Origin of the sequence: Paraburkholderia sp. BL23I1N1 (assembly GCF_003610295.1) — a bacterium.
Lineage (GTDB): Bacteria > Pseudomonadota > Gammaproteobacteria > Burkholderiales > Burkholderiaceae > Paraburkholderia.
The window spans coordinates 5,103,588-5,128,670 of record NZ_RAPV01000001.1; the positions used below are offsets into that span (position 1 = coordinate 5,103,588).

General features: G+C 60.1%; 23 protein-coding genes and 3 pseudogenes. 22 read left to right on the forward strand and 4 right to left on the reverse strand.

The features are described 5' to 3' along the window. Positions 1–393: 393 nt before the first annotated feature. From B0G76_RS23885 to B0G76_RS23925, 9 genes are all read left to right on the forward strand, one after another. Positions 394–585 carry a hypothetical protein gene (locus tag B0G76_RS23885; protein WP_120294722.1) on the forward strand — a complete coding sequence of 64 codons (192 nt, stop codon included), beginning with the start codon at positions 394–396 and terminating at the stop codon, positions 583–585. Positions 586–835: 250 nt separating this feature from the next. Then, positions 836–1,498, forward strand: coding sequence for a type IV toxin-antitoxin system AbiEi family antitoxin domain-containing protein (locus B0G76_RS23890; protein ID WP_120294723.1), 663 nt, complete (start codon positions 836–838; stop codon positions 1,496–1,498). Between the two features lie 267 nt (positions 1,499–1,765). Further along, entirely contained in the window at positions 1,766–2,185 is a 420-nt protein-coding gene (locus B0G76_RS23895; protein WP_120294724.1) for a hypothetical protein, read from the forward strand. 26 nt (positions 2,186–2,211) lie between these two features. Further along, positions 2,212–2,655 (forward strand): hypothetical protein, encoded by a 444-nt coding sequence (locus tag B0G76_RS23900; protein ID WP_120294725.1) that lies wholly within the window; start codon positions 2,212–2,214, stop codon positions 2,653–2,655. 258 nt (positions 2,656–2,913) lie between these two features. Beyond that, entirely contained in the window at positions 2,914–3,438 is a 525-nt protein-coding gene (locus B0G76_RS23905) for a hypothetical protein (protein WP_147394076.1), read from the forward strand. Between the two features lie 52 nt (positions 3,439–3,490). Further along, a complete protein-coding gene (locus B0G76_RS43975; RefSeq protein WP_259460692.1) occupies positions 3,491–3,802 on the forward strand; it encodes a hypothetical protein in 312 nt (103 codons plus the stop codon). Between the two features lie 12 nt (positions 3,803–3,814). After that, positions 3,815–3,958 (forward strand): DUF2442 domain-containing protein, encoded by a 144-nt coding sequence (locus tag B0G76_RS43980; protein WP_259460864.1) that lies wholly within the window; start codon positions 3,815–3,817, stop codon positions 3,956–3,958. A gap of 622 nt (positions 3,959–4,580) precedes the next feature. Beyond that, the gene (locus B0G76_RS23920) at positions 4,581–4,817 is read left to right on the forward strand and encodes a type II toxin-antitoxin system CcdA family antitoxin (RefSeq protein WP_259460693.1); all 237 of its coding nucleotides are present in this window, start codon (positions 4,581–4,583) and stop codon (positions 4,815–4,817) included. Between the two features lie 291 nt (positions 4,818–5,108). Continuing rightward, positions 5,109–5,393, forward strand: a complete 285-nt coding sequence (locus B0G76_RS23925) for an HU family DNA-binding protein (RefSeq protein WP_120294729.1) — start codon at positions 5,109–5,111, stop codon at positions 5,391–5,393. Positions 5,394–5,444: 51 nt separating this feature from the next. On the opposite strand, the gene B0G76_RS23930 is transcribed toward B0G76_RS23925, so the two are convergent. Together B0G76_RS23930 and B0G76_RS43985 are read right to left on the reverse strand one after the other, a co-directional pair. Then, a complete protein-coding gene (locus B0G76_RS23930) occupies positions 5,445–6,650 on the reverse strand; it encodes a hypothetical protein (protein ID WP_120294730.1) in 1,206 nt (401 codons plus the stop codon). A gap of 34 nt (positions 6,651–6,684) precedes the next feature. Further along, positions 6,685–8,064 carry a hypothetical protein gene (locus tag B0G76_RS43985; RefSeq protein ID WP_259460694.1) on the reverse strand — a complete coding sequence of 460 codons (1,380 nt, stop codon included), beginning with the start codon at positions 8,062–8,064 and terminating at the stop codon, positions 6,685–6,687. A gap of 310 nt (positions 8,065–8,374) precedes the next feature. Between B0G76_RS43985 and B0G76_RS23940 the strand changes: the two are divergent. From B0G76_RS23940 to B0G76_RS23975, 8 genes and pseudogenes are all read left to right on the forward strand, one after another. After that, a pseudogene (locus tag B0G76_RS23940) lies at positions 8,375–8,878 on the forward strand (PDDEXK nuclease domain-containing protein); the annotation flags it as partial. A 57-nt stretch (positions 8,879–8,935) separates the two neighbouring features. Continuing rightward, positions 8,936–9,702: pseudogene (locus tag B0G76_RS23945) on the forward strand (IS5 family transposase). Positions 9,703–9,712: 10 nt separating this feature from the next. Then, positions 9,713–10,030 (forward strand): PDDEXK nuclease domain-containing protein, encoded by a 318-nt coding sequence (locus tag B0G76_RS44600; RefSeq protein WP_120294732.1) that lies wholly within the window; start codon positions 9,713–9,715, stop codon positions 10,028–10,030. A gap of 616 nt (positions 10,031–10,646) precedes the next feature. Beyond that, the gene (locus B0G76_RS23955) at positions 10,647–12,137 is read left to right on the forward strand and encodes an aldehyde dehydrogenase family protein (protein ID WP_120294733.1); all 1,491 of its coding nucleotides are present in this window, start codon (positions 10,647–10,649) and stop codon (positions 12,135–12,137) included. A gap of 18 nt (positions 12,138–12,155) precedes the next feature. Next, positions 12,156–13,934, forward strand: a complete 1,779-nt coding sequence (locus tag B0G76_RS23960; RefSeq protein WP_259460695.1) for a thiamine pyrophosphate-binding protein — start codon at positions 12,156–12,158, stop codon at positions 13,932–13,934. Next, complete coding sequence (locus tag B0G76_RS23965) at positions 13,921–15,057, forward strand: Rieske 2Fe-2S domain-containing protein (RefSeq protein ID WP_183082125.1); 1,137 nt, start codon at positions 13,921–13,923, stop codon at positions 15,055–15,057. The genes B0G76_RS23960 and B0G76_RS23965 overlap by 14 nt, the downstream gene beginning before the upstream one ends. Positions 15,058–15,180: 123 nt before the next feature. Continuing rightward, positions 15,181–15,918, forward strand: a complete 738-nt coding sequence (locus B0G76_RS23970) for an SDR family NAD(P)-dependent oxidoreductase (RefSeq protein ID WP_259460865.1) — start codon at positions 15,181–15,183, stop codon at positions 15,916–15,918. Positions 15,919–16,011: 93 nt separating this feature from the next. Then, positions 16,012–16,914, forward strand: coding sequence for an alpha/beta hydrolase (locus B0G76_RS23975; protein WP_120294736.1), 903 nt, complete (start codon positions 16,012–16,014; stop codon positions 16,912–16,914). Between the two features lie 53 nt (positions 16,915–16,967). On the opposite strand, the gene B0G76_RS23980 is transcribed toward B0G76_RS23975, so the two are convergent. After that, the gene (locus B0G76_RS23980) at positions 16,968–18,179 is read right to left on the reverse strand and encodes a citrate/2-methylcitrate synthase (RefSeq protein WP_120296740.1); all 1,212 of its coding nucleotides are present in this window, start codon (positions 18,177–18,179) and stop codon (positions 16,968–16,970) included. Positions 18,180–18,571: 392 nt separating this feature from the next. On the opposite strand from B0G76_RS23980, the pseudogene B0G76_RS44890 reads away from it, so the two are divergent. Together B0G76_RS44890 and B0G76_RS44000 are read left to right on the forward strand one after the other, a co-directional pair. Continuing rightward, positions 18,572–18,716 (forward strand): annotated as a pseudogene (locus tag B0G76_RS44890) (porin); the annotation flags it as partial. Between the two features lie 168 nt (positions 18,717–18,884). After that, positions 18,885–19,421 (forward strand): transposase, encoded by a 537-nt coding sequence (locus B0G76_RS44000; RefSeq protein WP_259460866.1) that lies wholly within the window; start codon positions 18,885–18,887, stop codon positions 19,419–19,421. Between the two features lie 452 nt (positions 19,422–19,873). Here B0G76_RS44000 and B0G76_RS23995 read toward each other — a convergent pair whose 3' ends face one another. Further along, positions 19,874–20,785, reverse strand: coding sequence for a LysR family transcriptional regulator (locus B0G76_RS23995; RefSeq protein ID WP_120294737.1), 912 nt, complete (start codon positions 20,783–20,785; stop codon positions 19,874–19,876). 130 nt (positions 20,786–20,915) lie between these two features. Between B0G76_RS23995 and B0G76_RS24000 the strand changes: the two genes are divergently transcribed. The 3 genes from B0G76_RS24000 to B0G76_RS24010 all read left to right on the forward strand — a co-directional run bounded on the left by B0G76_RS24000 (position 20,916) and on the right by B0G76_RS24010 (position 25,081). Further along, positions 20,916–22,262, forward strand: a complete 1,347-nt coding sequence (locus B0G76_RS24000; RefSeq protein ID WP_259460696.1) for an MFS transporter — start codon at positions 20,916–20,918, stop codon at positions 22,260–22,262. Between the two features lie 134 nt (positions 22,263–22,396). Beyond that, complete coding sequence (locus tag B0G76_RS24005) at positions 22,397–23,467, forward strand: porin (RefSeq protein ID WP_259460697.1); 1,071 nt, start codon at positions 22,397–22,399, stop codon at positions 23,465–23,467. Between the two features lie 114 nt (positions 23,468–23,581). After that, positions 23,582–25,081, forward strand: a complete 1,500-nt coding sequence (locus B0G76_RS24010; protein WP_120294740.1) for an FAD-dependent monooxygenase — start codon at positions 23,582–23,584, stop codon at positions 25,079–25,081. Positions 25,082–25,083: the final 2 nt, after the last annotated feature.

The window sequence follows — 25,083 nt, forward strand, 5'->3', positions numbered from 1 at the left end:
CGGTCGAAGCGTCGGATCTCGTAACGGGGTGGCTGGCTGCGGCAACTTTCTGACGACGCCTACCTGCTCAGAGGTGCTTCGCCAGCTATCGAGGGTGCCGTTGCCTTTTTTAGTCCGACGCGTTCCCGGCCTTCATGTGAGCGGCAAGGCCGCAGCGGACATGCAAGGCGTACGCTATTTTTTACCTGTACGCACGTCTCCGGATCAATTTGTGGGCGCCGTGCCCTTCGGGTTTCCTTCGTAGGCGAAAGAGGTGCTGTTGCTCACATGCGAGCGCGACCGGCTATGCGACGATGCCTTGCCGGCGAAGTTTGCGATTCCAGCCTTGCACGCTCGTAGTGCGAGCCGGCGGCAGTCACAGAGCGCGCCATCCTGTTATATCCGGCCGGTCTTGTGCACGACGAAAGGCTGCGCGAGGACAACGTCAATCCCGTGCGCATGCTGCGAGACGTCCGCCTCGACGTGCAGCAAAAACTGGTTAATCACTGCCCGTGGCGCGATGTTGTCCGGGCGCTCAAGTTTATCGGGGAAGATGAAGATTTGGATTGGGCGAAACAGCTCGTGTGCCGAAACTTTTCACCGTGAAAACGATGGACCATCAACTGCTTCTGATCGAATCCGCTCTGCGACGAAGCTGCCTGAGGCAACGCAAAGCTCCGCGCCACAAAACGTCACGCCTTGGAGATATCCATATCTCGCATACGATGCAGCCGTCTGAAATGGAGGGTACCCGAGCAGCATCTGTACGACCGGCGGCGCGGCGCAATGTTCGGGGATGGTCAGGCACCGTCCAGTGCATCGCGTGGCATCAAGGGTAACCAACAGAGGATCCAACATGCTGAACGCAACAGAAATCGTGCAGTTCCTCATGGACTTCGCGCCGCGGTCGCAGCCGCTGGGCTTACGCTACTTCGCGGAGCTTGAAATTGACGCACGGCAGGTTGGCGAACTCGTAAAACAAGGGTGGCTGCGACAGCTGTCCGAGGACGCTTATCTGCTACGTGGAGACCAGCCAGGCATTGACGGAACAATTGCTTATTTGCAGGCATACACTTCGAATCTCCACGTGGGAGGAAGGACAGCGCTGGAATGGCACCGAATGATGCATCATCTGCGCTTTCGCGACCGGATTGATTTGTGGGGTCGCGGATATTGCAGCATTCCTTCCTGGGCGGTGGAGCGGCTTGTGTGTTTCTACTATTCCCACCCTCTGTTCGATACGCGGATGGACGAAAGCTACGGATTGAAGCCGCTTGCGTGGCGCCATCCACAAGTGCTTGTTTCGGTTCCGGAACGCGCAATTCTCGAATACGTGAGCGTCTCGCTGGATTTGGTCTTGATAGAAGACGTGAGAGCTCTCATTGGGAGCCTGAGGAATATTCGGCTGAACATCCTGCAGGATCTGGTCGATTGCTGTCTCCGAAGAGATGTAGTATGGGGGCTGAAATTTCTCGCAGAAGATGAAGGCATGAGTTGGGCTCAGCAGTTGCGCGTCTGAGCAGACCGTGGTGTGATGGCAGCGGTGATCGTGTCCCGAGGCACACTGGGAAATTCCCGCGATGGGCTCGTACGATCGTTTGAGCGTCAACCTGATTTGCGGGCTTTTGGGATCACTACAGACAGTGGCGTGAGCGGTTCGATCGAACGCTTACCATAAGTGAGCGTGTCTGGTCCGACCTGACGGCACCCTCGGTACGGCTGCTGTTACCTTGCCGTCAGGCGATGATGTTGTGATCGTTCCACTTGACGTGGTCGGAGTCGCGCCATGGGCCATCCATATAGGCTGATTCGTCCTGAGGAACTCGCCGCGCCCGGCAAAATGGAGCCCGCTGTTGTTTTGCGGGTATCGTTGAAAGCGATTGCGAACGTCGTCGCAGAGACGGTAGGAAGGAAGGGCGCCAACCTTGTTTTCCGCGACCGGGATAGCGATGCGATGTATCTTCGGGTAGATGATGTGCCGCTTGTTTTCGTCTCATTCAATGAGCAGCCGCGCGAGGTGCATGTCTACGTGGCAGATCGGAACGTGCAAGGGGAGAGCGACTTGTTGGAGCTGCCAGGTCGGCTACCGTTGTCTGGGGTAGAAGGAGATTGGTGGGCGCGCGAAGATCAGCCGCGCTGGCCCGGAAACAAGGCTGAAACTTTTGTCATTCGCCAACAAGGCCGCGGTCCCCGGCTGGGGATCTGAAAGTCAAGATCCTTCGGAATTGCTCCATGACAGACCATCCTGAGCATGACCCGGCCACGACGGTGGCGATCGGGTTCCGCGACGAGCTGCTTGGAAAAGGATGGCCCGACGCTCGTCGTGTTGCCGAACTGGCGGGCCTTTCGCCTGAACAGGAGGATACGGCGTACGCGATCCAGGCACGAGCGACAGGCGCTCTTCTCGGTGTCTGGTCTGCGCCCCAGCATCGGTTCATCTATCCGGACTTCCAGTTTAATCGCTCGGGCACCCTCCGGAAGGACGTTGCTGAACTCCTCGCCGTCCTGCCAGCGAACAAGGACGATCGCGGAGGCTGGCGACGTGCTTTCTGGCTCTATTCGTCGCATGCACTGCTCGATGGGCAGACGCCGGCGGACGTATTTGCGAACGCCCCGATTCGCGTGATCAAGGTTGCAAGAGAGGAATTTCTGGGCGATCCCGAGACGTCCTGGTGAATCGGCGACCGGCCGGGCCGATGCGAGCTCTCACGGCAACACCTTCTCTGTTCGGTAAGAGAAGTCATTGCCCGTGAATGTTTTCGCGCGCGCGAAAAAATTGCAGGTGAGCTACGACCGATTACGACGCGGATTTCGCTTTGCGGGCCGTTGAACTGGGCTGACTCGATCGTGCGAACCTCGCCCAGAAGAGATGGTAATGAACACCAGACGGCCCGCTGGCCGGTCCACTGGCAGAAATTTCCGGAGCGAACCATCGTGACCGTGCAACTCATCCAGAATGGCCTGGAATATCGTAAAGCCCGGCAGACGCTCCTCGATCTGGTCCGACCTGCCCCGGCGCCCGGCACGCTGGAGGACGACCAACTGCTGGCGCTGGCGAGCGAAGTGGAACGCTACGAGGTGCAGCATGTTCTGGATCTCCCCGCTGGCGCCCAACGGACGATGGTGGCGAAGCGCGGCTGCAGCGCTGACGCTCTCGGGGCTTACCGGTTCCTGCAGCCGGAATGGGAACGACGGCGGCTGCGGTTCGCGCTGGGCCTGCACACCCCTCTGACCCGGGACGACCGTCAGGTTCTGCAGCGAGTCGTGCCTGTTGTTGAGAACGCAGGTGAGCCGTACGCCGTGCGGATCGCCGACGTGCCCCAGTCCTTACAGGACGAATTGAGGGAGTGGTGGCGGATGTGGGGCCTGCCATTGTTCGACCCGGATGGCTGCGGCGACTGCATTTGTGCCTGGGACTGGTCCGACTGGTTCGACGGGCGGGTGCCGGACCTCCCGTAAATCGCGACCGCCGCAGGACAGTACAGTGGCAGTATTTTCCCCGGAGGGAACCATGGCCGGGCATGGCATCGAAAGCGACGATGAGTATCGCCAGGCGCTTAGAACCGTTTCGATGCTGATTGACCTCGATCCGGCGCGCGGCTCGCCGGACGGCGACCGGCTGGCGGCGCTCGTGCGGTTGATCGAGCAGTACGAGGCGACGTTCATACAGGACCGCTGTCGCGAAACGGCCAGTTGGACCCGGGTAACGAAACCGGGAAGGCCGGGAATGAGCATCTCAGCTAGGGAAGTCCGTTTCGATGACAGCACCATGTGGGTCGAACAGGTCGACGACGGTCGCACACTCGGCGCGCCGCGGGCCTGATTCCCTCGCCTGCTGCTCGCCACACCCGAGCAGCGAGCCGCTTGCGATATTGGCCGCTATGGCCTGCACTGGGACGCCATCGACGAGGATATTTCCATTGAAGGGCTGTTGGCCGGTCGTGGCGACACGACTCGTCGGTCGCGCCTCGCAGGGTAATGCATCGCGCGCTTTCTGGATGCAGAGAGGCACGGCAGTTGCACGGCGTGCCAGCAAGGCATCTCCAAGTGTTTGCGTCTAATTTAACGGAAACAGCCAAATTCCGGGGGGCGTGGGGCGATATCTCTGGCGGACGCGTTGCGGCGCCTGCCCCGGGCGACGCCGACGCCGTCGGGCACAGCGGAACGAAGGACGTGCCCATGAACGACCCGCGTGTCTGGCCCGTCGCGATGCTCGCGCTGTGGCGGCTCAAGAGCTGTCACTGATTGGCCAGGATGCTCTGGCTCCGGCCGGCTCTGTGTGGCCGGCAGGTTTTTTGGAAGATGGTCGAGGAGAGCACAATGGAAATGCCCAGGCTGGTAGCGGCGGAAATCGAGAAAAGGTATGGCGTCCGGCTGATTTCGCCGCGACTGCCGGTTAGGCCCGCCAAAATCGACCTGAACGGGTCGGAGCGACGTCGCGTATGGATGGCGGCGGCTCGGCGCGTCATGGCCACGCATGCGAAAGTCCTTGCGGCGCTCGCCAAACGATGAGCGCCCGGCGCTCGACCACGTTCCGGCTCGATATGCCGAAAAGTCATCGCCCGTGAGATTCTCGCGGACGCGAAAACAGCGAGTGACACGTGAGCACGACGGCAACAATCAAGGCTTTACGGCCGGATGATTTTCGCGGACGCGAAAATGATGGAGACAATCCCATGACAGCGCCTGGGCAGGAAGGCGGCCCGTCGGATGTCAACGCCACTGGCGCAGATGAGCGGGCTGCTCGTTGGCAGAAGGAGAACGCCGAAGCGATCGCGTGCTACAACGACTACATCGAGAAGAATGGTCTGCCTCTCGACGAGTTCAGGATGTTCTGATGGCCAACCAGTTCCAATCCTCACCCGCAGGCGCGGCTACACGCGTAGGAATCTCACCCCGCTGCGGCGGTCGCACGCCTGTACTTTGCGCCGGACGACAATGGCAATGACCCTGCTCCGGCGCGACACAGGAAAGAAGTGCGTGCTTCTGGCGATCGCCCGATGATTATCGAACGTCGGCACTTGTGCGCGGCACGCCGGCCAGGTTAGGGTATGCGGTCGTGCTGTGCGCTTCCTGTGTCACGTTGGCGGGAAGGTTAAATTTACTTGAACTTCATAGGAGAATGTCTGATGAACAAGCAGGAACTGATCGATGCCGTCGCGGCGTCTACGGGTGCAGGCAAGGGCGTCACCGGCGAAGCGATCGATGCGGTGATCGGCGCCATCACGCAGGCCGTCACGAAGGGCGACAGCGTGCAGCTGATCGGCTTTGGTTCGTTCAGCCAGGGCACCCGAGCTGCCCGCACGGGCCGCAATCCGTCGACGGGTGAAGAGATCCAGATCGCGGCGGCCAAGACGGTCAAATTCACTGCCGGGAAGGCGTTCAAGGACGCGGTCAACGCTGGCAAGCGTTAGGTCACGCATCCCATCACCGGTTACCTCGTCGGGACTTGCACCGCGGCGCCGTTACCGGACATACGGTGCCAACACCCTGGCGACGAACGCGGAACCGGTGTGTTGCCCGAACCGTTCCCGGAGTCGCGTGTTGAGCGCGTCGCGGGAAATGCCGTTCACTAACGCAGCATCGGTGAGTGCCGCATGGGCATCGAGCACATCTGTGACCGTGATCTCGTAACCGGCGCCGGCGTCGATCCAGTGGAGTGCGGCCATGCCGCAGGTCATGGCGAACGCCGGTTGCCGCTGCGCGAACTCCTGTGCAGCCCTTATCAGCGTGCGCGGATCGGCCGGGCTGGTCTGGATGAGCGCGGCTGCGAGATCGAAGAGTCCCGCATCCTTCGCGGCGGCAAACCATTTGCCTTCCGCACCGGGTTCGCTTGCGACGAGATCCTGCAGGATTGCCGCCGACGAGCGTTCCGGATATTTCTTCGTGATCGCACGAAAAGTCGCGAGGTACGTTCCTCCGCGGTTGGCCGCGATTGCATACCGGCGATAGGCCTCATCCTTCATGCCGGAAGTGAGCAGGATTGTCTCGCAGGCGAGGGCGATCGCACTTTCCGGCGTGTATGTATCGCGCGATTGCTCCGCGTAACGCAGCGCGTCTGCGGGCCGGCCGAGCGCGACCAGTGCCTTGACGCCCCATTGCCGGTATCCCCACGACCTCATACGCGCCGAGTCCACGAGTGCGAGCAGTTCTTCGAAGCGCAATGCCGCATGCAGGGCACTCATGCATGCGGTCGTCCCGACAAAAAATCCACCTTGTCCATCGGGGCCAATCACATGTGCGGTGATGGGCAGCAGCCTGTCCGCCCAGACGGATGCAATCCCGGGCGTCGCGCAAAGTTCGCCCCATGTGTCGGCAACGCGTTCGATGTACGGCATCTGATCTTCCTGCAGCGCTTCGAAGAGCCGTTCCAGCCATGCCTGTCTGGTCACCGCATCAACTTGTGCACGGGCAATTATGGGAACGAGTGCGTCGATGGTCCGGCTGACCGCGGTGCCTATCGCGCCTGACGAACTATCGACCTGCTCCAGTGCCGGAGAAAGTCTTTCGAGCAGGAGCACGGCGCCTTCGGCGGCAAGAACCGCATCGGAGCGTGCCATTTGCCGGATCTCGGCGAGCGCTTCCTTCAGGCGCTGGATGGGCAGTGCGGATTTCCAGCCGAAGGCGTTACGCCGAAAACGGGCAGCGAAGGTCCATCGGTGTGAGTTCAAGTGTGATATTCCGTTTGTCGGCGTTCATCAACGTTCAGCGCGTCTTCATGTACTGCCGGTAGAGTGCCTCGTGAAGGTCACGCAGATCGCGGCGGCTGTCCATCAGTTCGTGGTGACGGCCTTCGCGCTCGAGCATGAGCAGTCGCAGCACCAGTCTTGCTGCGCGCTCAGGCCCGGTGTCACGTGAGGGGTCTGTCTGCTTCAGCAGCGGTGCCAGTCCGGTTTTCTGGATCAGCGCCCAGGCCGGAAACCAGGCGAGATCTGTGATATCGCCCGTTCCTTCAAACGAAGCATCGAATGCCCGGCGCAGCGCGTTCAGCGAATTGTCTTCGAGCTGCCGAAGCAGGTCATCGAACCGGCTGGGAGAAAGCCATGCGAGTTCGGCAAGGAGCGGCAACGCGGCCTCAAGACCATCGAGCCGGTACCGGCATTCGGCCATCCACATCAGCGGCGCCGGAATACGTCGCCAGGATTCGATGCGCGTGACGGCAGATTCAGCCGCTTTCCAGTTGCCCGCTTGAAGATAGAGCGGGGCGGCATGGGCGTTGGGTTGGGCTGCACGGAATGACAGACTGGCGGCGCGCTGTGCGAGCTCGTCCCAGAACGGCGCGAGCCACATAAGGGCAGTCCGCTCGCCCATCACGCGGATCGCCGCTGGCCGGAGACGGGCCAGTACTGTTTCCCGTTCGCCGAGTGCAGTGTCGTGATTCGCGAACGATGTGCCGCAACGTTCTTCGAGGGCAGTCACGAGCGTGTCGAGTGCCACCAAGGCTTCGTCGTCAGGATATTCGCGTTTGAGGATCTGCAGCGCTGGGCGGGCGGCGAGTGCATCGTGGCGCTGCAATGCCGACAGGACATCATTGCGCAGCATCACATCACGGCTGTCGTCAAAAATATCGAGTTGCATGGGTCGAAGTCGGAAGATCTGGTCGCCGGGATTCATGAGGTTAGCCCACTTTACGACGCGCCTCAACGGGTGCCTGTCTTCAGGGATCGACGCGATGACAGCGCGCCGGCCGCTGGCCTCCCAACCACGAGTGCCATCGGGTCGCGGCAGCGCGTCAGTGCTCCGATCGGTCGGTACGCGCATCGCCTTCGCCTTCGGTCGGTCCTCGGCATCGAGACGGTGGGTGGATGGCCAGACGCCGGTGTTGCTATTCGACCCTCTGGGTCCCGCAGTTTCGCTTTGTGTCACGACCGCTTCCAGGGTGAGCAGCCCTTTCACATCGGCGTCGCAGCGACGCCGCCTGATCAACCTGCCGCGATCAGGATCGCTGACCTCCTGATCGTCGGCGATGCACCGTTCGTCATCGCCGGTCGCCCGGCGGCACGTGAGGCTTCTGCACACCGCCAGAGAGCGGCGCCGGTGAGGCCGCAACGCGGAGATATGTCGGATACAAAGACCGACGTTCAAGAGCCCTGCGTGATCAATAAGTATTTGCGAACCATGTGATGCTCGAACTTTAGGGTAAGGCATCGGTCGGTCAACTGTCACGACTTGGCGCTGCGCACAGACTTGGGGTCGTTCTACGAAATCGCCACCGGTACACGTCAGGAGATGGTGCGCACGCAACGCTACCCGCCAGGCCGGATTTCCGAGACGCTGTCTCGGAAGTTGCCACCCACGGTCGTGTCTGAAAAAACCCGAGACGCCGGCTCGGACGTTAAGCCTTGAGTAGTTTTGGCTACGGCGTTCCCAATGTCATGGTCGCAACATGTTCTCATGGTCGCACTACGTTCTTTTGGTAAGTCGCACCCGTTCGGTGGAAGAGCGCGAGTTCTACGAAGGCGAGACCCTACGCGGAGGCTGGTGCGTACGTCGGCTCGATCGCTAAATAGCCACTCAGTTCTACACCCGTGCCCTGCTTTCCAAGAACAAGAGCGCGATGCTGGAAAAAGGCAGCCGCCCGCAAGCCAATGATCTGGTTACCCAAGACGAGGCGATCAGGCCCCCCTACGTTCTCGAATTCCTCAATCTTAAAGACGAGTATTCCGAATCACACCTCGAGGACGCGCTGATCCACAGGTTGGTGGACTTTTTGCTGGACCTCGGTGGCGACTTCGCTTTCGTTGGGCGTAGCGTCGCCTTCGCATCGGCGAGAGCTGGTCCCGCGTCGATCTGCTGTTCTTCCACCGGCGTCTTCGCTACCTGGTCATCATCGACCTGACGCTCACGGAACTAATCACGCCAATGTCGGGAAATGCACATGTACTGCAAATATGCTAGGGGCTGTTTACATTTAAAGATTTGTGTTTACATCTTGTCTTTTGCACGACGAGGCGGGATGGCACGAACGTTACTGAGCGATGAAGTATGGAACAAGGTCCGAGACATCTTGCCGGGCAAGGAAAGCGACCGGGGTCGGACGGCATCGAACAATCGCTGGTTTCTCGAAGCGGTGCTGTGGATTGCCCGCACCGGCAGTCCATGGCGCGATCTTCCCGCGGAGTTCGGCCGATGGCATACGGTATATATCCGTTTCTCGCGCTGGCGAAGCAAGGGCGTATGGCAGCGGGTTGTGAATGCACTGGCAGACCAGCCGGAAATCGAGCACGTCCTGATCGATTCAACGATCGTGCGCGCGCACCAGCATTCGGCCGGGGCCTTAAAAAAAGTGGGCCACAAGCGCTGGGGCGTTCCCGTGGCGGATTGAGTACCAAGCTGCATCTGGCCGTGGACTCGACAGGTCGTGCGTTGCGACTGATCATCACTGAAGGACAGGTTGCCGATATCTCCTGTGCCACAGAACTGGTGGAGCATCTGCGCACCGGGGCAGTCGTCGCAGACAAGGGCTACGATTCGGATGCCTTCGTGAATCACATTCGAGCCGCGCGGGCGAAGGCCGTCATCCCGCCGCGCTCGAATCGCAAGGCAAAGCGCCGCTACAGTCGAGCGTTGTACCGCACACGCAACCTCGTCGAGCGTTTCTTCAACCGTATCAAGCATTTTCGCCGTGTCTCCACTCGGTATGACAAGCTCGCCGACAGCTATCTCGTGTTCGCGTCCCTTGCATGCTCGTTTGGACCACTCGTAAATGTGAACACGGCCTAGTGAGCACTGGATGCTGCCCGGTGAGAATTCATCGGTGGGCTTGATCCTGTGTGTCCGCACCAACGCGGCGGTGGCGCGTTACGCGTTGGAAGGATTATCCAATAAGGTACTGGCCGCCGAATATCAGACCGTCTTGCCCGATGAAAACCTGTTGGCCGAGGAATTGGCCAGTGCTCGGCGAGAGTTGGAAGCGTGCTCGCTGGCGCCGTTCAGCGATGCACCGGCTGGTGTCAGTGGACCGGTTTGCGGACGCCACTCGACACCGCAATGCGGAACCGCTTCGATACATTTGCATTCGAGCAGCGTTTTGCTCAGTTATCGGCTCTGATCGACCTGCCGCGGCGCGTACCGTGCGTCAGTCGTGACGACGTGCGACGTTACGTCAGCGATCTTGGACTCGCCGGGGTGCGGCAGGTGAGAGATCCGTTCAAAGAGAGCGTTGCGCACGCGTGAAGCTGTATCGGCAGACGAGCGGACCGGCGAGTTTCCAGAATAGGTTTATCAATGACTGAACGGGCAGCGTATGTTAGTGCGTTCGGTTCGGTCAGTTCGGTCTGGCGGACCGCAGCCTGGACTTGTCGGTTTGTCTGCGGTCGTGACCGGCCTGGCGATCGCCTGCGTTAGCCTTCCATCAGCCAACGAGGACACTCTTCGACCGGAAGCGGTCGCGGATTCGGGCATTCCCGATCACGGTTGCGCATACGTGCACGACTGGTTCGACTTTCTCAACGGTCACCGCTGATGAGCGCACCGTTCCCTGGGCCGCCGGAAAAAACGGTGCCGACGCACCCTCTAGGGAAAAACCGCTAATTAGTTGATTTCCGAATCAAGATTGAATCCTGACGACCAGCGGCTTATCTTCATTCCATCCTTGACTCCCTTTGGGGAGCGGAAGATGAGTCGATAACTTACACGGTCAAACTATGTCGTCAAAGGAATTCAATATGTCTACCGCGCCGATCGAACATGATCTGTCCGCCCTGGTGGCCACGAATCTACCCCAGCAACGGGGCCTCTATTACGACGGGGCGTGGCAGGCAGGGTCGGGGAGAAGCGAGCGCAGCTACAGCCCGGGAAGCGGGGAGGATCTGGGCACGTGGTCTGTGGCGAGTGAACGGGACATCGACCGCGCTGTCGCATCGGCGCTTCGCGCGTTCCCGGCCTGGCGTGCTACGCCTCCGCTCGAGCGCGCGGCGAAGCTGCGTCGCGTTGCAGAGATCATTCGGGCCAACGCCAGAGAGCTGGCGCTTATCGACGCAGCGGACTGCGGCAATCCGGTGCGCCAGATGATGGACGACGCTCACGTCGCCGCCACGCAACTGGAGTATTTCGCCGGCCTCGTGCTCGAACTGAAAGGCGAAACGATCCCTACCGAGAACGGCTCGCTCGATTACACGTTGCGCGAGCCGCTCGGTGTGGTGGCGAGAATCACGCCATTCAATCATCCGTTCATGTTCGCCGCAGGCAAGATTGCCGCGCCGCTCGCCGCAGGCAACACCGTCATCGTGAAGCCGCCCGAGCAGGCGCCTTTGTCGACGCTTCGGCTGTTCGAGTTGCTCGAAGATGTCTTCCCTACCGGTGTGCTCAATTGCGTGACGGGAGATCGCGATACCGGTGCATACCTGGCAGCGCACAGCGACGTTGCCGCGATCGCGTTGATCGGAAGCGTCGCGGCGGGCAAGTCCGTCATGCGTACTGCTGCCGAAGGACTGAAACCGGTATTGCTCGAACTGGGCGGCAAGAATGCGATGATCGTTTACCCCGACGCGGACTTCGAAGCGGCAGCGGCGAGCGCCGTTCGGGGGATGAACTTTACGTGGTGCGGCCAGTCCTGCGGATCGACCAGCCGACTCTTCCTTCACGAGTCTATCCATGACGTGGTGCTTGATCGCATCGTCGAGCTGACAGGGGCAGCGCACTATCCGGGACTGCCGACGGATCTGCGCACGACGATGGGCGCAGTCATCTCGGGTCAGCAACTCGACAAGGCCATGATGTATATCGCCGGGGCGGTGCAGGAGGGCGCGCGCGTAGTGTTCGGCGGAGGCCGCCCGCGCGATCCGCAACTTGCGAAAGGGTTTTACCTCGAACCAACGATCCTCGCGGACGTCTTGCCAGCGATGAGAATTGCCCGGGAAGAGGTTTTCGGCCCTGTGCTCTCGGTCTTGCGGTGGTCCGACGAAGAGGAACTGTTCGCGGCGGTCAACAGCGTGGAATACGGGCTCACTGCATCGATCTGGACTAACCGCCTTCAGGTGGCGCACGCGGCGGCGGCCCGGGTGGAAGCGGGGTATGTCTGGATCAACAATTCTTCGACTCATTTCATCGGCGCGCCGTTCGGCGGCTACAAGCATTCCGGAATGGGCCGTGAGGAATGCAAGGAGGAGTTGCTGGCTTTCACGCAGGTCAAGAACGTCAATATTACTTTTCGGTGATAGTTAATGACGATGCTAATGAACAGTCAAACGACCCGTACGTGGGGCAGCGATTACATCGCAGGACTGATGAAGCACATTGGTCTCGAGTTCATCGCGCTCAATCCCGGGTCGAGCTACCGGGGTATTCACGATAGTCTCGTCAATTATCTCGGCGACGATGGTCCGAAAATACTCACTGTTTTGCACGAAGAGCATGCAATCGCGATCTCGCATGGATATGCGAAGGTCACCGAGCGGCCAATGGGCGCCTTCGTGCATGCCAACGTCGGCTTGATGCACGCGTCAATGGGGATCTTCGACGCATACTGCGATCGTGTCCCGGTCATGGTGTTCGGCGCCACCGGCCCGGTCGATGCGGCGAAGCGGCGTCCGTGGATCGACTGGCTGCATACGACCAAGGACCAGGCCGCGATGATTCGGGCTTTCGTTAAGTGGGACGGCGAGCCGACGTCGCTGGAGGCCGCCCGGGACGCCATGATGCGCGCGCACCGGATTGCCTGTACCGGGCCGCGAGGGCCGACCTATGTTTGCTTCGATAGCGAGCTCCAGGAGGCCGAGGTTCAGTCTGCGCCACCGCTGCCACGGCTTGCTCGCTATCGCGTACCGAACCGGCCGGCGGCAAGGCCGCACGACGTCAAGGCCGCCGCGGAGAAACTGCGCACTGCCGCGAATCCCCTCGTTCTCGTAGGCCGGGGCTCGCGCGACGAGGGAGACTGGGCGCGACGCGTACGGCTTGCTGAACATGCCGGCGCCAAAGTGCTGACGGATTTCAAGCTGGCAGCCGCGTTTCCGACGTGGCACCCGTTGCATGCTGCGCAACCCGGTTATTTTCTGGACAGTGATGGCATCGCGGCCTTGCGTGCCGCTGATCTGATACTGAGTCTCGACTGGATCGATCTCGCCGGAACGCTTCGCGAGGCATTCGGTGACGGCGAATGCCCGGCGCATCTGATGCATGTTTCACTGGATGAGACCCTGCACAACGGCGTGGGCGGCGAGCAGCAGGCGGTTGCGCCGGCGGATACGTATCTATTGTGCGACCCGGACGAGTTCGCCGGACAACTGCTTGACGAACTGCGCTCAACGAGCGCGCCTTTGCTGGCACCGCAATCTCGCCAGAATGATTCGAGGGGCCTGCGGCGATCTGGGGCCCCGGGAATTGACGGCATGTCTTTAGCCGACTTCTCTTCTGCAACCAGCGTCTTTTTGCAACGGGAGGCGCCGACCTGTCTGATCCGTACGAATTTGGGGTGGCCCGGGGGAGCTCATCCGATCGGGCATCCTCTTGACTATCTCGGTTATGACGGCGGAGGTGGCGTTGGCTCTGGGCCTGGCATGGCGGTCGGAGCGGCGCTTGCGCTGAAGGGAAGTGACAGACTACCCGTAGCGGTGCTCGGAGATGGCGACTATCTGATGGGGGCAACAGCGCTGTGGACGGCGGTGAACTACGCAGTACCGCTGCTGATTGTGGTGGCCAACAACCGGTCGTTCTTCAATGACGAAGTGCACCAGGAGCGTGTAGCGCTACAGCGTGATCGACCGGTGGAGAACAAGGGAATCGGGCAGCGTATTGAGGGCGCCGACATAACCATGCTGGCGAGGTCGCTCGGGGCGCAGGGTATCGGCCCCGTAAAGTCGGTCGACGAGTTGTGGTCGGCACTGGACGCAGGAGCCAGTGGCGTGCGAGCAGGACACGTCGTGGTGATCGATGCGTATGTGGCCCGCGAGTATGCGAAAACAATGGCCAACGGGCTTACCCGTGGAAAAATGGAGACAAATCATGAACTTGGATAACCTTATTTCGACGGGCAGAGACACCCTCGGAGGGCGGTACATGCGGATGTTCTGGCAACCCGTTTCCTTGCTGGAAGACCTCAAGGCGGGGCAGGCAAAGCCGCTGCGGATCATGGGTGACGACTATACGATCTACCGTGGAGAAAGCGGCAGCGCCTACCTGATCGCCCAGCGTTGCGCGCATCGCGGAACGCAACTGTCAGCGGGTTGGGTTGAGGGCGAGACTATCCGGTGCCGATATCATGGATGGCGTTACGACGAGACCGGCCAATGTGTCGAGCAGCCGGGAGAGGGTAACCGGCTGTTCTGCAGCAAGGTGAAATTGCGCAGCTGGCCAGTGCGAGTCTTTCACGGCCTCGTTTTTGCCTTTCTCGGCGACGGGGAGCCGCCTCCCTTCCCGACATTTACTGAACTGGACGCAAACGCACTGGTTGAGACCTACGTCTACACGCGCCGCTGCAACTTTTTTTCCGGTGTCGACAATGCGCTCGATGCGATACATGTTTCCTACACACATAAGCAGGTGTTCCACAAGATCCTCGATATTCCGGATCTGAGCGTGGAAGAGATCCCTGAGGGCGTAGTGTTATTCGAAGACAGGCATAACGGCGAAATCCGGATTTCCGAATGGCTCGCCCCGAATATCCTGCGCGTCAAGACACCATTCGGCGAAGAACAGGTCGAAGGAGAATGGATCGACTACTGGGTGTGGCGCGTGCCGATTGATGACGGTAGCCACTATTCCTTTGCGCTGACGCACGTTCATGTGGAGGGTGATGCAAGGCAGCAGTATCTCGAAAGACGCCGCCATGTGCGGTCGCTACCGGTGCCGCCTGTCGATGATCTGGCGGAAGAGGTGCTCCGAGGCGCGCTCACCCTGGAGGAGGCGAAGGCTCAAATGGGTGAACATGATCCGTACTACGACATCATTCTCGAAGATCACGTCGCTCTCGAAGGACAGGGCGTCGCGCCTGATCGCGCGAAGGAGCACCTCGGCCGGGCCGATGTGGGGATCATCTCGGTCCGTAAACGTTGGCTTGCCGATCTCGAATTGATCAGCAATGGAACGGCGCCTCATGTTTGGAGCTACGCACCTAAGAGCCGGATTACGGCAGGGGTCTAGGCGCGCCGGAGAAATGCCAGTGAATCACAAAAGAATCAGTTCAATTGGAGTTTATCTATGACGATGCAAGAAGCCTCAACCCCAATCGACTTTACCCGCCTTGCGCCACCGTCTGGTGCGCGCATGCTTGTAATAGGCGGCTGCGGCGGAATTGGGCAAGCTCTGGTGAATGCGGCGCTGATGAACGGTCTTGAGGTGGCAGTGTTCGACTTGCCGGCCTCGCTCAAGCGCCACGACCTGCCACCGGCAGTGCTCAAGTTCGAGGTAGACGTGACTGACGAGGATCAGGTGAAAGGAGCCTATGGGCGGCTCGGCGAGCGTTGGGAAGGCATTGACGCTCTCGTCAACACCGTCGGGGTTGGTGTCTCGCCGCCGCGGCGCTTCGAGACGTTTTCCGGGGCGGACTGGAGTCGCTTCCTGTCATTGAACCTGCTGCAAATGGCACTCATCTGTACGAACGCTTTGCCGCTCTTGAAGAAAGGCCGAAATGCCAGTATCACGGCAATCGGGTCGTTGCACGGAACTTTGCCCCCAGAGGGTTTCGGTCCGTATGGAGCGGCCAAAGCCGGGGTCGCAAACATGATCAAGGGTCTCGCCCTTGAAAACGCTCCGGCCATTCGAGCCAACTGTGTTGCGCCGAGCGGCATGCTGACGCCGTTCCTTGCGGGAGGGACCGGCCATGGCGGCGAAGACGGGGACACGAGCTGGCTTGATACGGAGGCGTTGACCGAAATAACACCACTCAAGCGCCTGTGCACGCCCGAAGACGTAGCAGCGGTATGTCTGTTTATGGCGAGTCCTGGCGCCCGTTACATCACCGGTCAGACGATCCAGGTTAGCGGCGGGCGTGTAATGCCCTGACTAAAGATCGTTTAGCGGTTCGACTTCAAACCTGGCGATGGGCGCTCCGTTTCAGCGCCGCGCCAGGCCACTGTTCTTGCGGGTGTTCAAGATATGGAACTACTGAACGACAATCTCTACACGGCTTCGCTGATTCGCGACCTTCGGAGCGTGGGCGCCGACGTGAATCCTGAAGTCATGGCTGAGACCCTGGAACTCTACAGGCCATTTCATCGATCCGGTCCAGGTCGGGTTACGCGTAACGCGCGGTACGGTCCTGACCAACGGCACGTTTGTAACATTTTTTCGCCTGCCGAACCGGATGGCCAAGCTCGACCGATCATCATCTTCGTGCATGGTGGGGGCTTTGTCAGGGGCGACAAAGAGATTGTCCCAGAGCGGATTTACGACAATGTCGGATGGTGGGCTGTACGGAATGACTTCATCGGCGTCACGATGAACTACCGACTAGCTCCGGAACACAAATGGCCAGCAGGCGGTGACGACGTCGGGAGCCTCATTGACTGGCTGGCTGGAAACGCGCTGCCCTGTGGCGGGAAACTGGATCGGCTAATCGTGGTCGGCCATTCTGCGGGCGCATCTCATGTGGCGACGTGTCTCGCGCGGCTTGATCGGCTCGGGCCGGCAAGAGAGAAGGTTGCCGCGGCAGTGTTGTGCTCCGGTCTATACGATGTCGAAGCGCTGTCCAGAGTGGGGCGTGTTCCGACCGCATATTTCGGCACGGACAAAGCGGAATACGCCGAGATGTCGTCGTCGCACCGGCTCGCCGCACTGAGCATCCCGTTGCTGGTTACCATTAACCAATTTGAACCGACGCTGTTTCAGGAGCAGGGGGAAAGCGTAGCTATCCGAATGCATTGCGCTTCGGCGGATTTCCCCGTGCGATACGCCTTCTTGTCCGGACATAACCACTTCTCGTGTGTGTTCAATGTCAACCTGCCGGTGCACGATCTTCTCGGTATGCACATGGCCGCGTTCGTGAACTCAGTGTTGTAGGCCGTGCGCAGTCGGATTCGATTGGCGAGGCGCCGAAACGTGAAGCCTCGCGCTTAGAGCCCGACGTATTTTGCGTGCGGCCGAACGAGGAATCCCGCCATTCGCTGCTCGTAGGCGTGTGCGATCCAGCCCGCGCTTCGGGCCAAGGCCATGATTGCACCGGGCGAGCGAGGGGGATGGCCGAGTGTGATCGACAGGACAGATAGGCCAATCCCCAGGCTAGGTGTCGCACCCAGTTCATCTTGCGCGGCCCGTACACAGCGTAACGCGCGAACCGCCTCCGGATCAGCTTTACGAACCTCCTCACATAGTTGCAGCAAGAACTCGCCTCGCGGATCTCCCGATGGGTAAACCGCATGATTAAATCCGGCCATCGGTTCCTTGTTCTTTGCCGCGCGTCTCATACGCGCCAGGTACTCTTTCGGCGACGTCGCCCGTCGCAGAAGGTCTTCGGCGATATCGCATCCCATGCCTGTCTGGATGCCTTCGAACGAGCCCAGCGCTGCGCTAACGCATGAATGGATGTCAGCACCGGCGGACGCCGCAATGCGAGCAACGAAAGTCGACGGCGCCAGTTCGTGGTCTGCACAGAGCACGAGCGCTGCGTCGACCGCACGCGTCGCCTCTTCCCCTTTAGCACCACCCAGGGCTCGCACTACCCACTGGGCGATCGACTCGCCGGTCTTCATCGCGCAGTAGGCTGGTCTGTCTCTTAGCATCCCAGTGGTGCCGACCATGGTCTGCACGACACTGCGTGCAGCCAGCGTTGGTGCGCCGGCGGCCATCTCCGGGTCATAGCCGAGCGATGCGGCCCGTGCCTCGACAAGAAGGGAAAACAACCTGCGGGGGTTATTGATAGCGGCGATAGGACACAGAAGACGCGCGAACTCGAGAAAGCGTGGATCGACTTGAGGCGGCGCCCACTGCGGTGGTATCTGCGGGAGGAGGCCGCTCCACAAGAGCTCTACGCACTGTTCAAAGGACCGCCCGGAGCGGGCGAGCTGGGCCGCGGATTGCCCCCGATACCGGGGGCCTTCGGGGGTGAGATCCGTAATCGCGGACTGCATGACTGCACCGCCACCAGTCCGGAGTGCGCGCTGCGAGGCATAGTCGAGTGCCCGCCTGGATCGACCTCGCATCTGTAACGCCTCGATGTCTTCTCGGTAGTAAAGACTGGCTTTTCGTTTATCCGGGTTGACGGTGCGGATCAGTCCGCGACTTACATAGGCATAAAGCGTTTGTGCCTTCACGCCGAGGGCGGCCATTGCGTCCTTCGCGTCGATAAGGTCGTGAGATGGGTCTGTCATAGGCATGCGACCGATTGATTGATTCGAAAATCAAGATTGAACGCCCGTCACGAGAAGTGTACACCGTCATTGTTGGAACAAGCGTGCGCACCTCGCTACCTTTGGGAGGTCAAACGATACCGGTCCGGGAGTAATGCGCGCAACTGTCATTCAGAGGAGCAGGGAACAAAGTTAGATCGCGATGATCGTTCATACAAAATAGGATAACGAAATAAGTAGACAACATGAAGAGAGTGAACAGAATTTCCATTGCTAGCCTGCTGTGGTGCTTCGTGCACCTGTATGGCGTATCTGATCAAGGCCTGATCGCTGTGACCAATGCTGCCGGAGGACACGTCTATCAATCTTCGAGTGGCTGGCTGTCCGGGTCCCGATGGGGCATGAAAGGATCTGAGGATCTTGGGGGGACGGCTGAAGACCATCTTCGTTCTGGAAGAGGGATTTGACGGCTCTACCGGGTTGGCATTGCAAGGCGGCAGTGAGTTCGGGCGGCAGTGTCGCGCGCAGTTGTAAATTGATACAGCAACGCAGTTAGGAATTGATACGCCTCGTTGTAGGGTTGCTCCTTTTGGGCGGCCCGTGATCAGCTACGAGGAGTACATGGAAATCGAGATTCTGCGTCGCCAGGGAAACAGCCTCCGGGACATTGCTGTCGAGACCGGCATGGCAGTCAACACAGTCAGGAAGTATCTGGAATCGGGTCCGCCGCAGCGTAAGGCCCGTCAACCAGTCGTCGGCAAGCTTGCACCCTTCAAGGCCTATCTGCAGGGCCGCGTCGAAGCAGCGAAGCCGGACTGGATTCCGGCGACGGTGCTCAAGCGGGAGATTGAGCAGCGCGGCTACACGGGCGGCTTACGCCGGGTGCAGGAGTATCTGCAGAAGCTTCGATCCGCTGCACGCCCCGACCCGGTGGTCAGATTCGACACGGAGCCGGGACATCAGATGCAGATGGACTGGATTGAGTTTCGTAAGGTCGAACCGATGAAGGACGCCGCGCGACTGATTCGCCGACACTTCGAGGGCATTGTTGCCTGGACTCAGACGCGCCACTCCAACGGCTTCATCGAAGCCATCAACGGCCTGTTTCAGGCCGCCAAACGCAAAGCACGCGGGTACGCTCGCTTCGAAACCATGCGGACTGTCCTGTTCCTCATCGCCGGGAAACTCGACTTATCGCGCTTTAACGAGCATGCCCGATGAGTCCCGTTACCCACTCCGTTTTCAAAAGAGCCGATATTCTCACTGGAGCATGTGCTCAATCTTGGCGCATATGCTTGCGTAGGCGTACGCATTCGCAATGGCCCATTGTTCGTGGCCGCTACGCGGTTTGCTGACCAGGACGAGCTGATGCAGGCGTAAGCCGATCCCGCGTCGCCGGTGCGGACCACCGAGTTCCTCCGTCGCCATTTGAGCCGTGAGCGTTGTGACAGGCACAGATTGGATGGGAGTTCGAGGAGCCGAAGATTGGTGAAGGCGTGGCTTAGGCGAAGCGGCCGGAGCTTGCGAGTTGCTGGTCCGTTCTAGGTGCCGGCGCGATTGCGGTCGTTGCGCAGGTGAATCCGTTGTGTGAGCGGTTTGATCGGTCGACCCTGTGTCTCGGCCATTAAATTCAATGGCACCAATGCAGTCATCGCCATTGAAATGGTGCGGCCCTAATACGCCAGACCAAGTGCGGTTTCCCTCAGCAGGGTGCGTAACCAGGAGATCGCTGGATCTCGTTCCTGATATTTGTGCCACTGCACCTTCTCCACGAACTTCGGGATTTTGATCGGACATTGCAGGACCCGCAGTGGAAACCGCTGTGCCATCTGAAGGGCTAGCCGCGTGGGCAGCGTGGCGATTCTCGACGTACCGAGGAGCAGTTCCGGGACCAGGGTGAAAGTCGGCGAAATGACATCCTGGCGGCGAACCTGTTTGCCGGTGGAGATCATCTGCGCGTCCAGGGTCACGCGCCTGCCGCCGCCCCATTCGACACCGACATGCGCCGATTCAAAATACTGATCGGTGGTAATCGTATTACCTTTGACCGGGTGGTCTGCGCACACCAGGCACGTAAACGTGTCTTCAAACAATTTCTCGGCAGGGTGCCCAGCAACCGTGTTGAACTCGGGCGCAATGAGCAGCTCCACCTCACCGCCTTCCAGATGCTCCGGCGACTGTGGGCTGAGCGCCCTCAGGTCGAACTGCATCAATGGCGCAAGCCTGGCCGCTCTTCTTACGACTTCGGAAAGAAACACGCTGATCACGTAGTCGGACGACTCTATCGTGAAGCGCCGCGTCGAGGTGGCCGGATCGAACGTCGGTCTGGCGCGTGTGATGGTCTGAATTTGCAGCAGAACGTCTCTGACAGGTTTGACGAGTTCCGTGGCTAGCGGTGTCAGGACCTGTGTCTTGCCCACCGGCACCAGCAGCTCATCTTCGAAGTACTCGCGCAGGCGGGCGAGGGAGCAGCTCGTGGCGGGCTGGCTGAGAAACAGCCGTTCGGCCGCGCGGCCAACGCTGCGGGTGGACAGGATCGCGTCGAGCACGACCAGTTGGTTGAGATCGAGTTTGTTAAAACGCATCGTCGTATGACATTTACAGGATAGATGCTCTGCATTTAAACAATAAATTTTGTAAATGTCTCGCGAAATCTATACTTGCTGCAAATAGCGGCCCTCTGTGGCGCGCACAAAACCTTCGGAGACAGAGAATATGGAGGACCGCCGTAATCGCCAGTCAATCCTGCGGCAGTGGGGGCTGGTTGCCTGCCTGACTGTGGTGAGCATGCTGGCCCAGATCGACAAGAACATTCTCGTGCTGATGGTAGGGCCGATTCAACGGGACTTCGGGGCGAGCGACGTCCAGATCAGTCTTCTGATCGGCGCGGCATTTGCGGTTGCCAATATTGTGGTTGGGCTGCCCGCCGGCTGGCTGGCGGACCGGTTCAACCGGCGCGTTGTGATTGCCGTGGGCGTGGCGATCTGGTCGCTTGCCGTGGCTTCCAACGCAGTCGCGTCGGCGTTCGTGGCGCTCCTGGTGGCGCGAATCGTCGTGGGCGGCGCGGAAGCGTTGATTCCACCTTCGTCCTACTCGTTGATTCGCGACGGGGTCGACGAACAACGCCGGGCGCGTGCATTGTCCGTGTACACAATGTCGCTGATGCTCGGAACCGGGTTGTCGCTCGTACTGGGTGGCCCGTTGCTGGGTGCAATCCAGTCCGCCGGTATCCGCTCGATTCCCTTCATCGGCATGGTTTCGCCGTGGCAGGTTACGTTGTTCCTGATCGGCATCGTCGGGCTGCCCATGAGTCTGCTCATTTTTCTTGCGAAGGAGCCGGGCCGGCAAGAAGAAGCATCCGCGGATGCGAGTCGGAGTCTGGCGGGCGTCGGCCGCTATCTTGTCGCGAATCGGGCGATATTTCTGCCGCTGACCTTGTTCGCCGTCTCCCACGCGATGATTACTTTCGGCCTTGGGAGCTGGATGCCGACCATGACCGCGCGCCGCTTCCATCTTGGTCTGCGGGAAATCGGCCTGATGCAGGGTGGCCTGCTGCTGACGATGGGGCCGCTCGGTCTGTGGTTCGCCGGCATGGCGATGGATCGGAAGGGAGGCAGGAGCCTCGCGGGCGTTGCACTGGTCGGTGTGCTCGTGACGATTGCCGTGACGGCGCTGACCGTCGCGATGTGTCTGATCGGATCGGTGAGCGCATTCTGGGCCGTCGACGCCATGGTGGTGCTGTTCTCGTGGACGTTCATGGCAGTCACGTCGACAGTCGTGACGAAAGTGGCGCCTGCGTCGATAGTGGGCGCTGTCATGGCGATCGTCCTCGTTCTCAACGGGCTGATCGGACAAGGTGGCTCTCCCACGTTGATTGCATTGGTCAGCCAGCATGGTTTTGGAGGAAGCCCCGATGCATTGCCCCGTGCGATGGCTTCGGTATTCGCCGCTGCGGGCGCGGTCGCGCTTTGGGCCGCTATCGTTCTCTACCGCACGTTTCTTCGACAGGGCGGCGTAGTGGGTCCCGTCGCGCTAGGCGTTCACATTGGCGACGTGCGATGAAAATAGAACCGTAGGCCGAAAGGCTTGCCGACGATCGCGACCGGATATAGCGATCGGTGTGATCCCTGTTCGTGCTGCGAATCGCAGTTATAGCGGTCGTATCTGAACAGGGTTTGTGGAGGAGGTCAGGAGACATGGAAATGAAAACAAAATTATTAATTAGTATAACGATTTATATGGCTATTTCAGGCAGTGCTTATGCCCAATCGAGCGTAACCCTTTCGGGGCTGCTCGGAACCGGCATTTCGTACAGCAATAACGCGGGGAAGGGCAGCAGTCTGTATCAGATGACCGGTTCCCATGCGGTGCCGTTCTGGGCAATATCGGGCAGAGAAGAACTGGACACGGATACATCCGCGTTCTTTCGGCTCAGTCAGTATGCTTTTATTAACAATGGCACGAGCTCGCCTTTCGAAAGCTACCTTGGTCTGAAATCCAGCAGAGTGGGGACGCTCACGCTGGGGTCCATGTACGACCTTCTTGCTGATCTTGTTCCCTTCACGTCTGAACGCTTCACCTCTTTCCTGGCGACTCATCCTGGTAACCTGGACCGGACCGTCGGTAATTCGCTCAACAACCTGATCAAGTACAAGTCGCCTGTCTTCGGCGGCGCGCTTCAGTTTGGCGCCCAGTATGGGTTCGGCGAGCAGGGGTCGGCGACCAACACGGGTCGTACGGTTGGCGCGGAGGCCAGCTTCACAAGCGGCCCGTTCCAGTCGGTGCTGGTGTGGGAATCCGTAGACGGTGTGCCGTATGCGCCATACACGCGGTTAGGTGTGAGCGAGTTGTACGGCATCAATTTCGGCGCCAGTCCTTCGCGGACCGTTAGCCAGAACCAGAACACGACCACACTCGGCGTGGCCTACGCCGGCGACACCGTGCGTGTGATGGGTAACTACAGCTATACGCGGCTGACGGCCGCCGGCCAATCGGAAACGGCGCAGACCATCGATGTGGGCGCCTACAAGTACATCACGACGCAAATGCGCATCGGTGGCGGCTATTCATACACGAAGCTGGATACCTACAAATGGAATCAGCTTCACGCGCACCTCGACTACGCGCTTTCGAAGCGCACGAGCCTCTACCTGCTCAGCGTGTTGCAAATAGCAGGTAGCGGGCAACTGGCGGTGCTTCGGAATCAGGCGCCAGCGTCAACGTCACGACAACTGGAGATGGAAGTTGGGATGACGCATCTTTTTTAAGTAGAGGACGGCCGATGGGCGCGTCTGGCGTCGCCGCCACACGGGCCCGGTCGGACCCGGCGTTACAGGATCGCGGTGCAGGATCCGAATCCATAAAGTAGACGGAGAAATACGATGCAGTGGGATGTCATAGTGGTCGGCGGCGGTCCGTCGGGCCTTACTGTCGCGGCGGAACTGGCGGGAACAGGCGTTAAAACGCTGGTGCTCGAGCGGCGCACGGAAGGTGTCCAGTCACGCGCCGGCACGATCCTGCCACGCGTGCTGGAGTTGTTCGACGCGCGTGGCATTGCGGACAGATTCATCGAGAAAACGCGCAAGATCGCCGACTACCCGTTCCGTCCATCCCACATCTGGGCAGGTTTCCATCCGATCGAATGGAAGTATCTGGAAACGCGTTTTGGTTTCACATTGGGGCTGCCGCAGAACCTGACCGAGGAAGTCCTGTGGGACTGGGCGGTGGAGTGCGGTGTGCATGTGCAGCGCGGCGCTGAAGCGCGGGACGTCCGCCAGCAGGCTGATGGTGTCGAGGTCGATGTGGCCGATGCCTCCGGTGTCATCTCGACGCTGCGCGCGCAGTACCTGATCGGCGCCGATGGCGGCCGCAGTACGGTCCGGTCGAAAGTCGGCCTGCCGTTCGAGGGGCGTTCCGGCACGTTTCGCGGCATTGTGCTCGATGCTGAACTGAAGGCGCCGTGGCCTGGTGGACGGATCAATGTCGACAACGAAATGGGCTGGGTACGCGGCTACACGTTCGGCGAGGGCATTACCCGATTCAATATCGTGCACCGTGACCGCCGTCATGCGCCGAAAGACGAACCCGTCACGCTCGAAGAAGCGTTGCAGTGCATTCGCGATGTGCACGGTACGGATTACGGCATCGAGAAATATCGCTGGGCATCGCGATTCGACGATCAGATGCGTGCGGTGCCGAGCTTGCGGCAGGGGCGCACCTTCCTGGTTGGTGAATCCGCGCGTATCCACTACCCGGCAAGCGGCGTAGGCATGAATTTCTGCCTGCAGGACGCTTTCAATCTCGGCTGGAAACTCGCCAACGTCATCAACGGCGTGGCTGATGCGGCCACGCTCGACACGTACGACACGGAACGTATTCCCGTCATGCATGCGCTGCTCGACAGCGTGAAGGCGCAGTGTGCGTTGCAGTTCAATTTCGAACCGGAGGCGGTGGCCCTCAAGCGCCGCATGCAGGAGCACATTGTTCCGTTGCCGGATGTGCAACGCAAACTGGTGCTGGAGCTGTGCGGTCTGGAAGCGCCGTATCCGCGCGACACGGATAGCCATCCGCTAACGGGCCTGCGTTGTCCCGACTTCGATCTCGTGTTGCTTGACGGACGTTCCGTCGCGGTGACGGAGACCCTGCGCAGCCGGCACTTCGTGCTGCTGGATCTCGAGGGATTCAGCCGTCAGTTCAAAGCACTCGATGTGTCCGGCCTGCCGGTCACCGTGGTGCAGGCGCGCGCCGCGCACATTCCCGCCTCGATGGACGGCGTGAAGGCGCTGCTGGTGCGTCCGGATGGATACGTAGCGTGGGCCAGCACCGAGGTGAGGTGTGCTCACGAAGCCGCAGCGCAAATCGGCAAATGGCTGAAACGGTGACA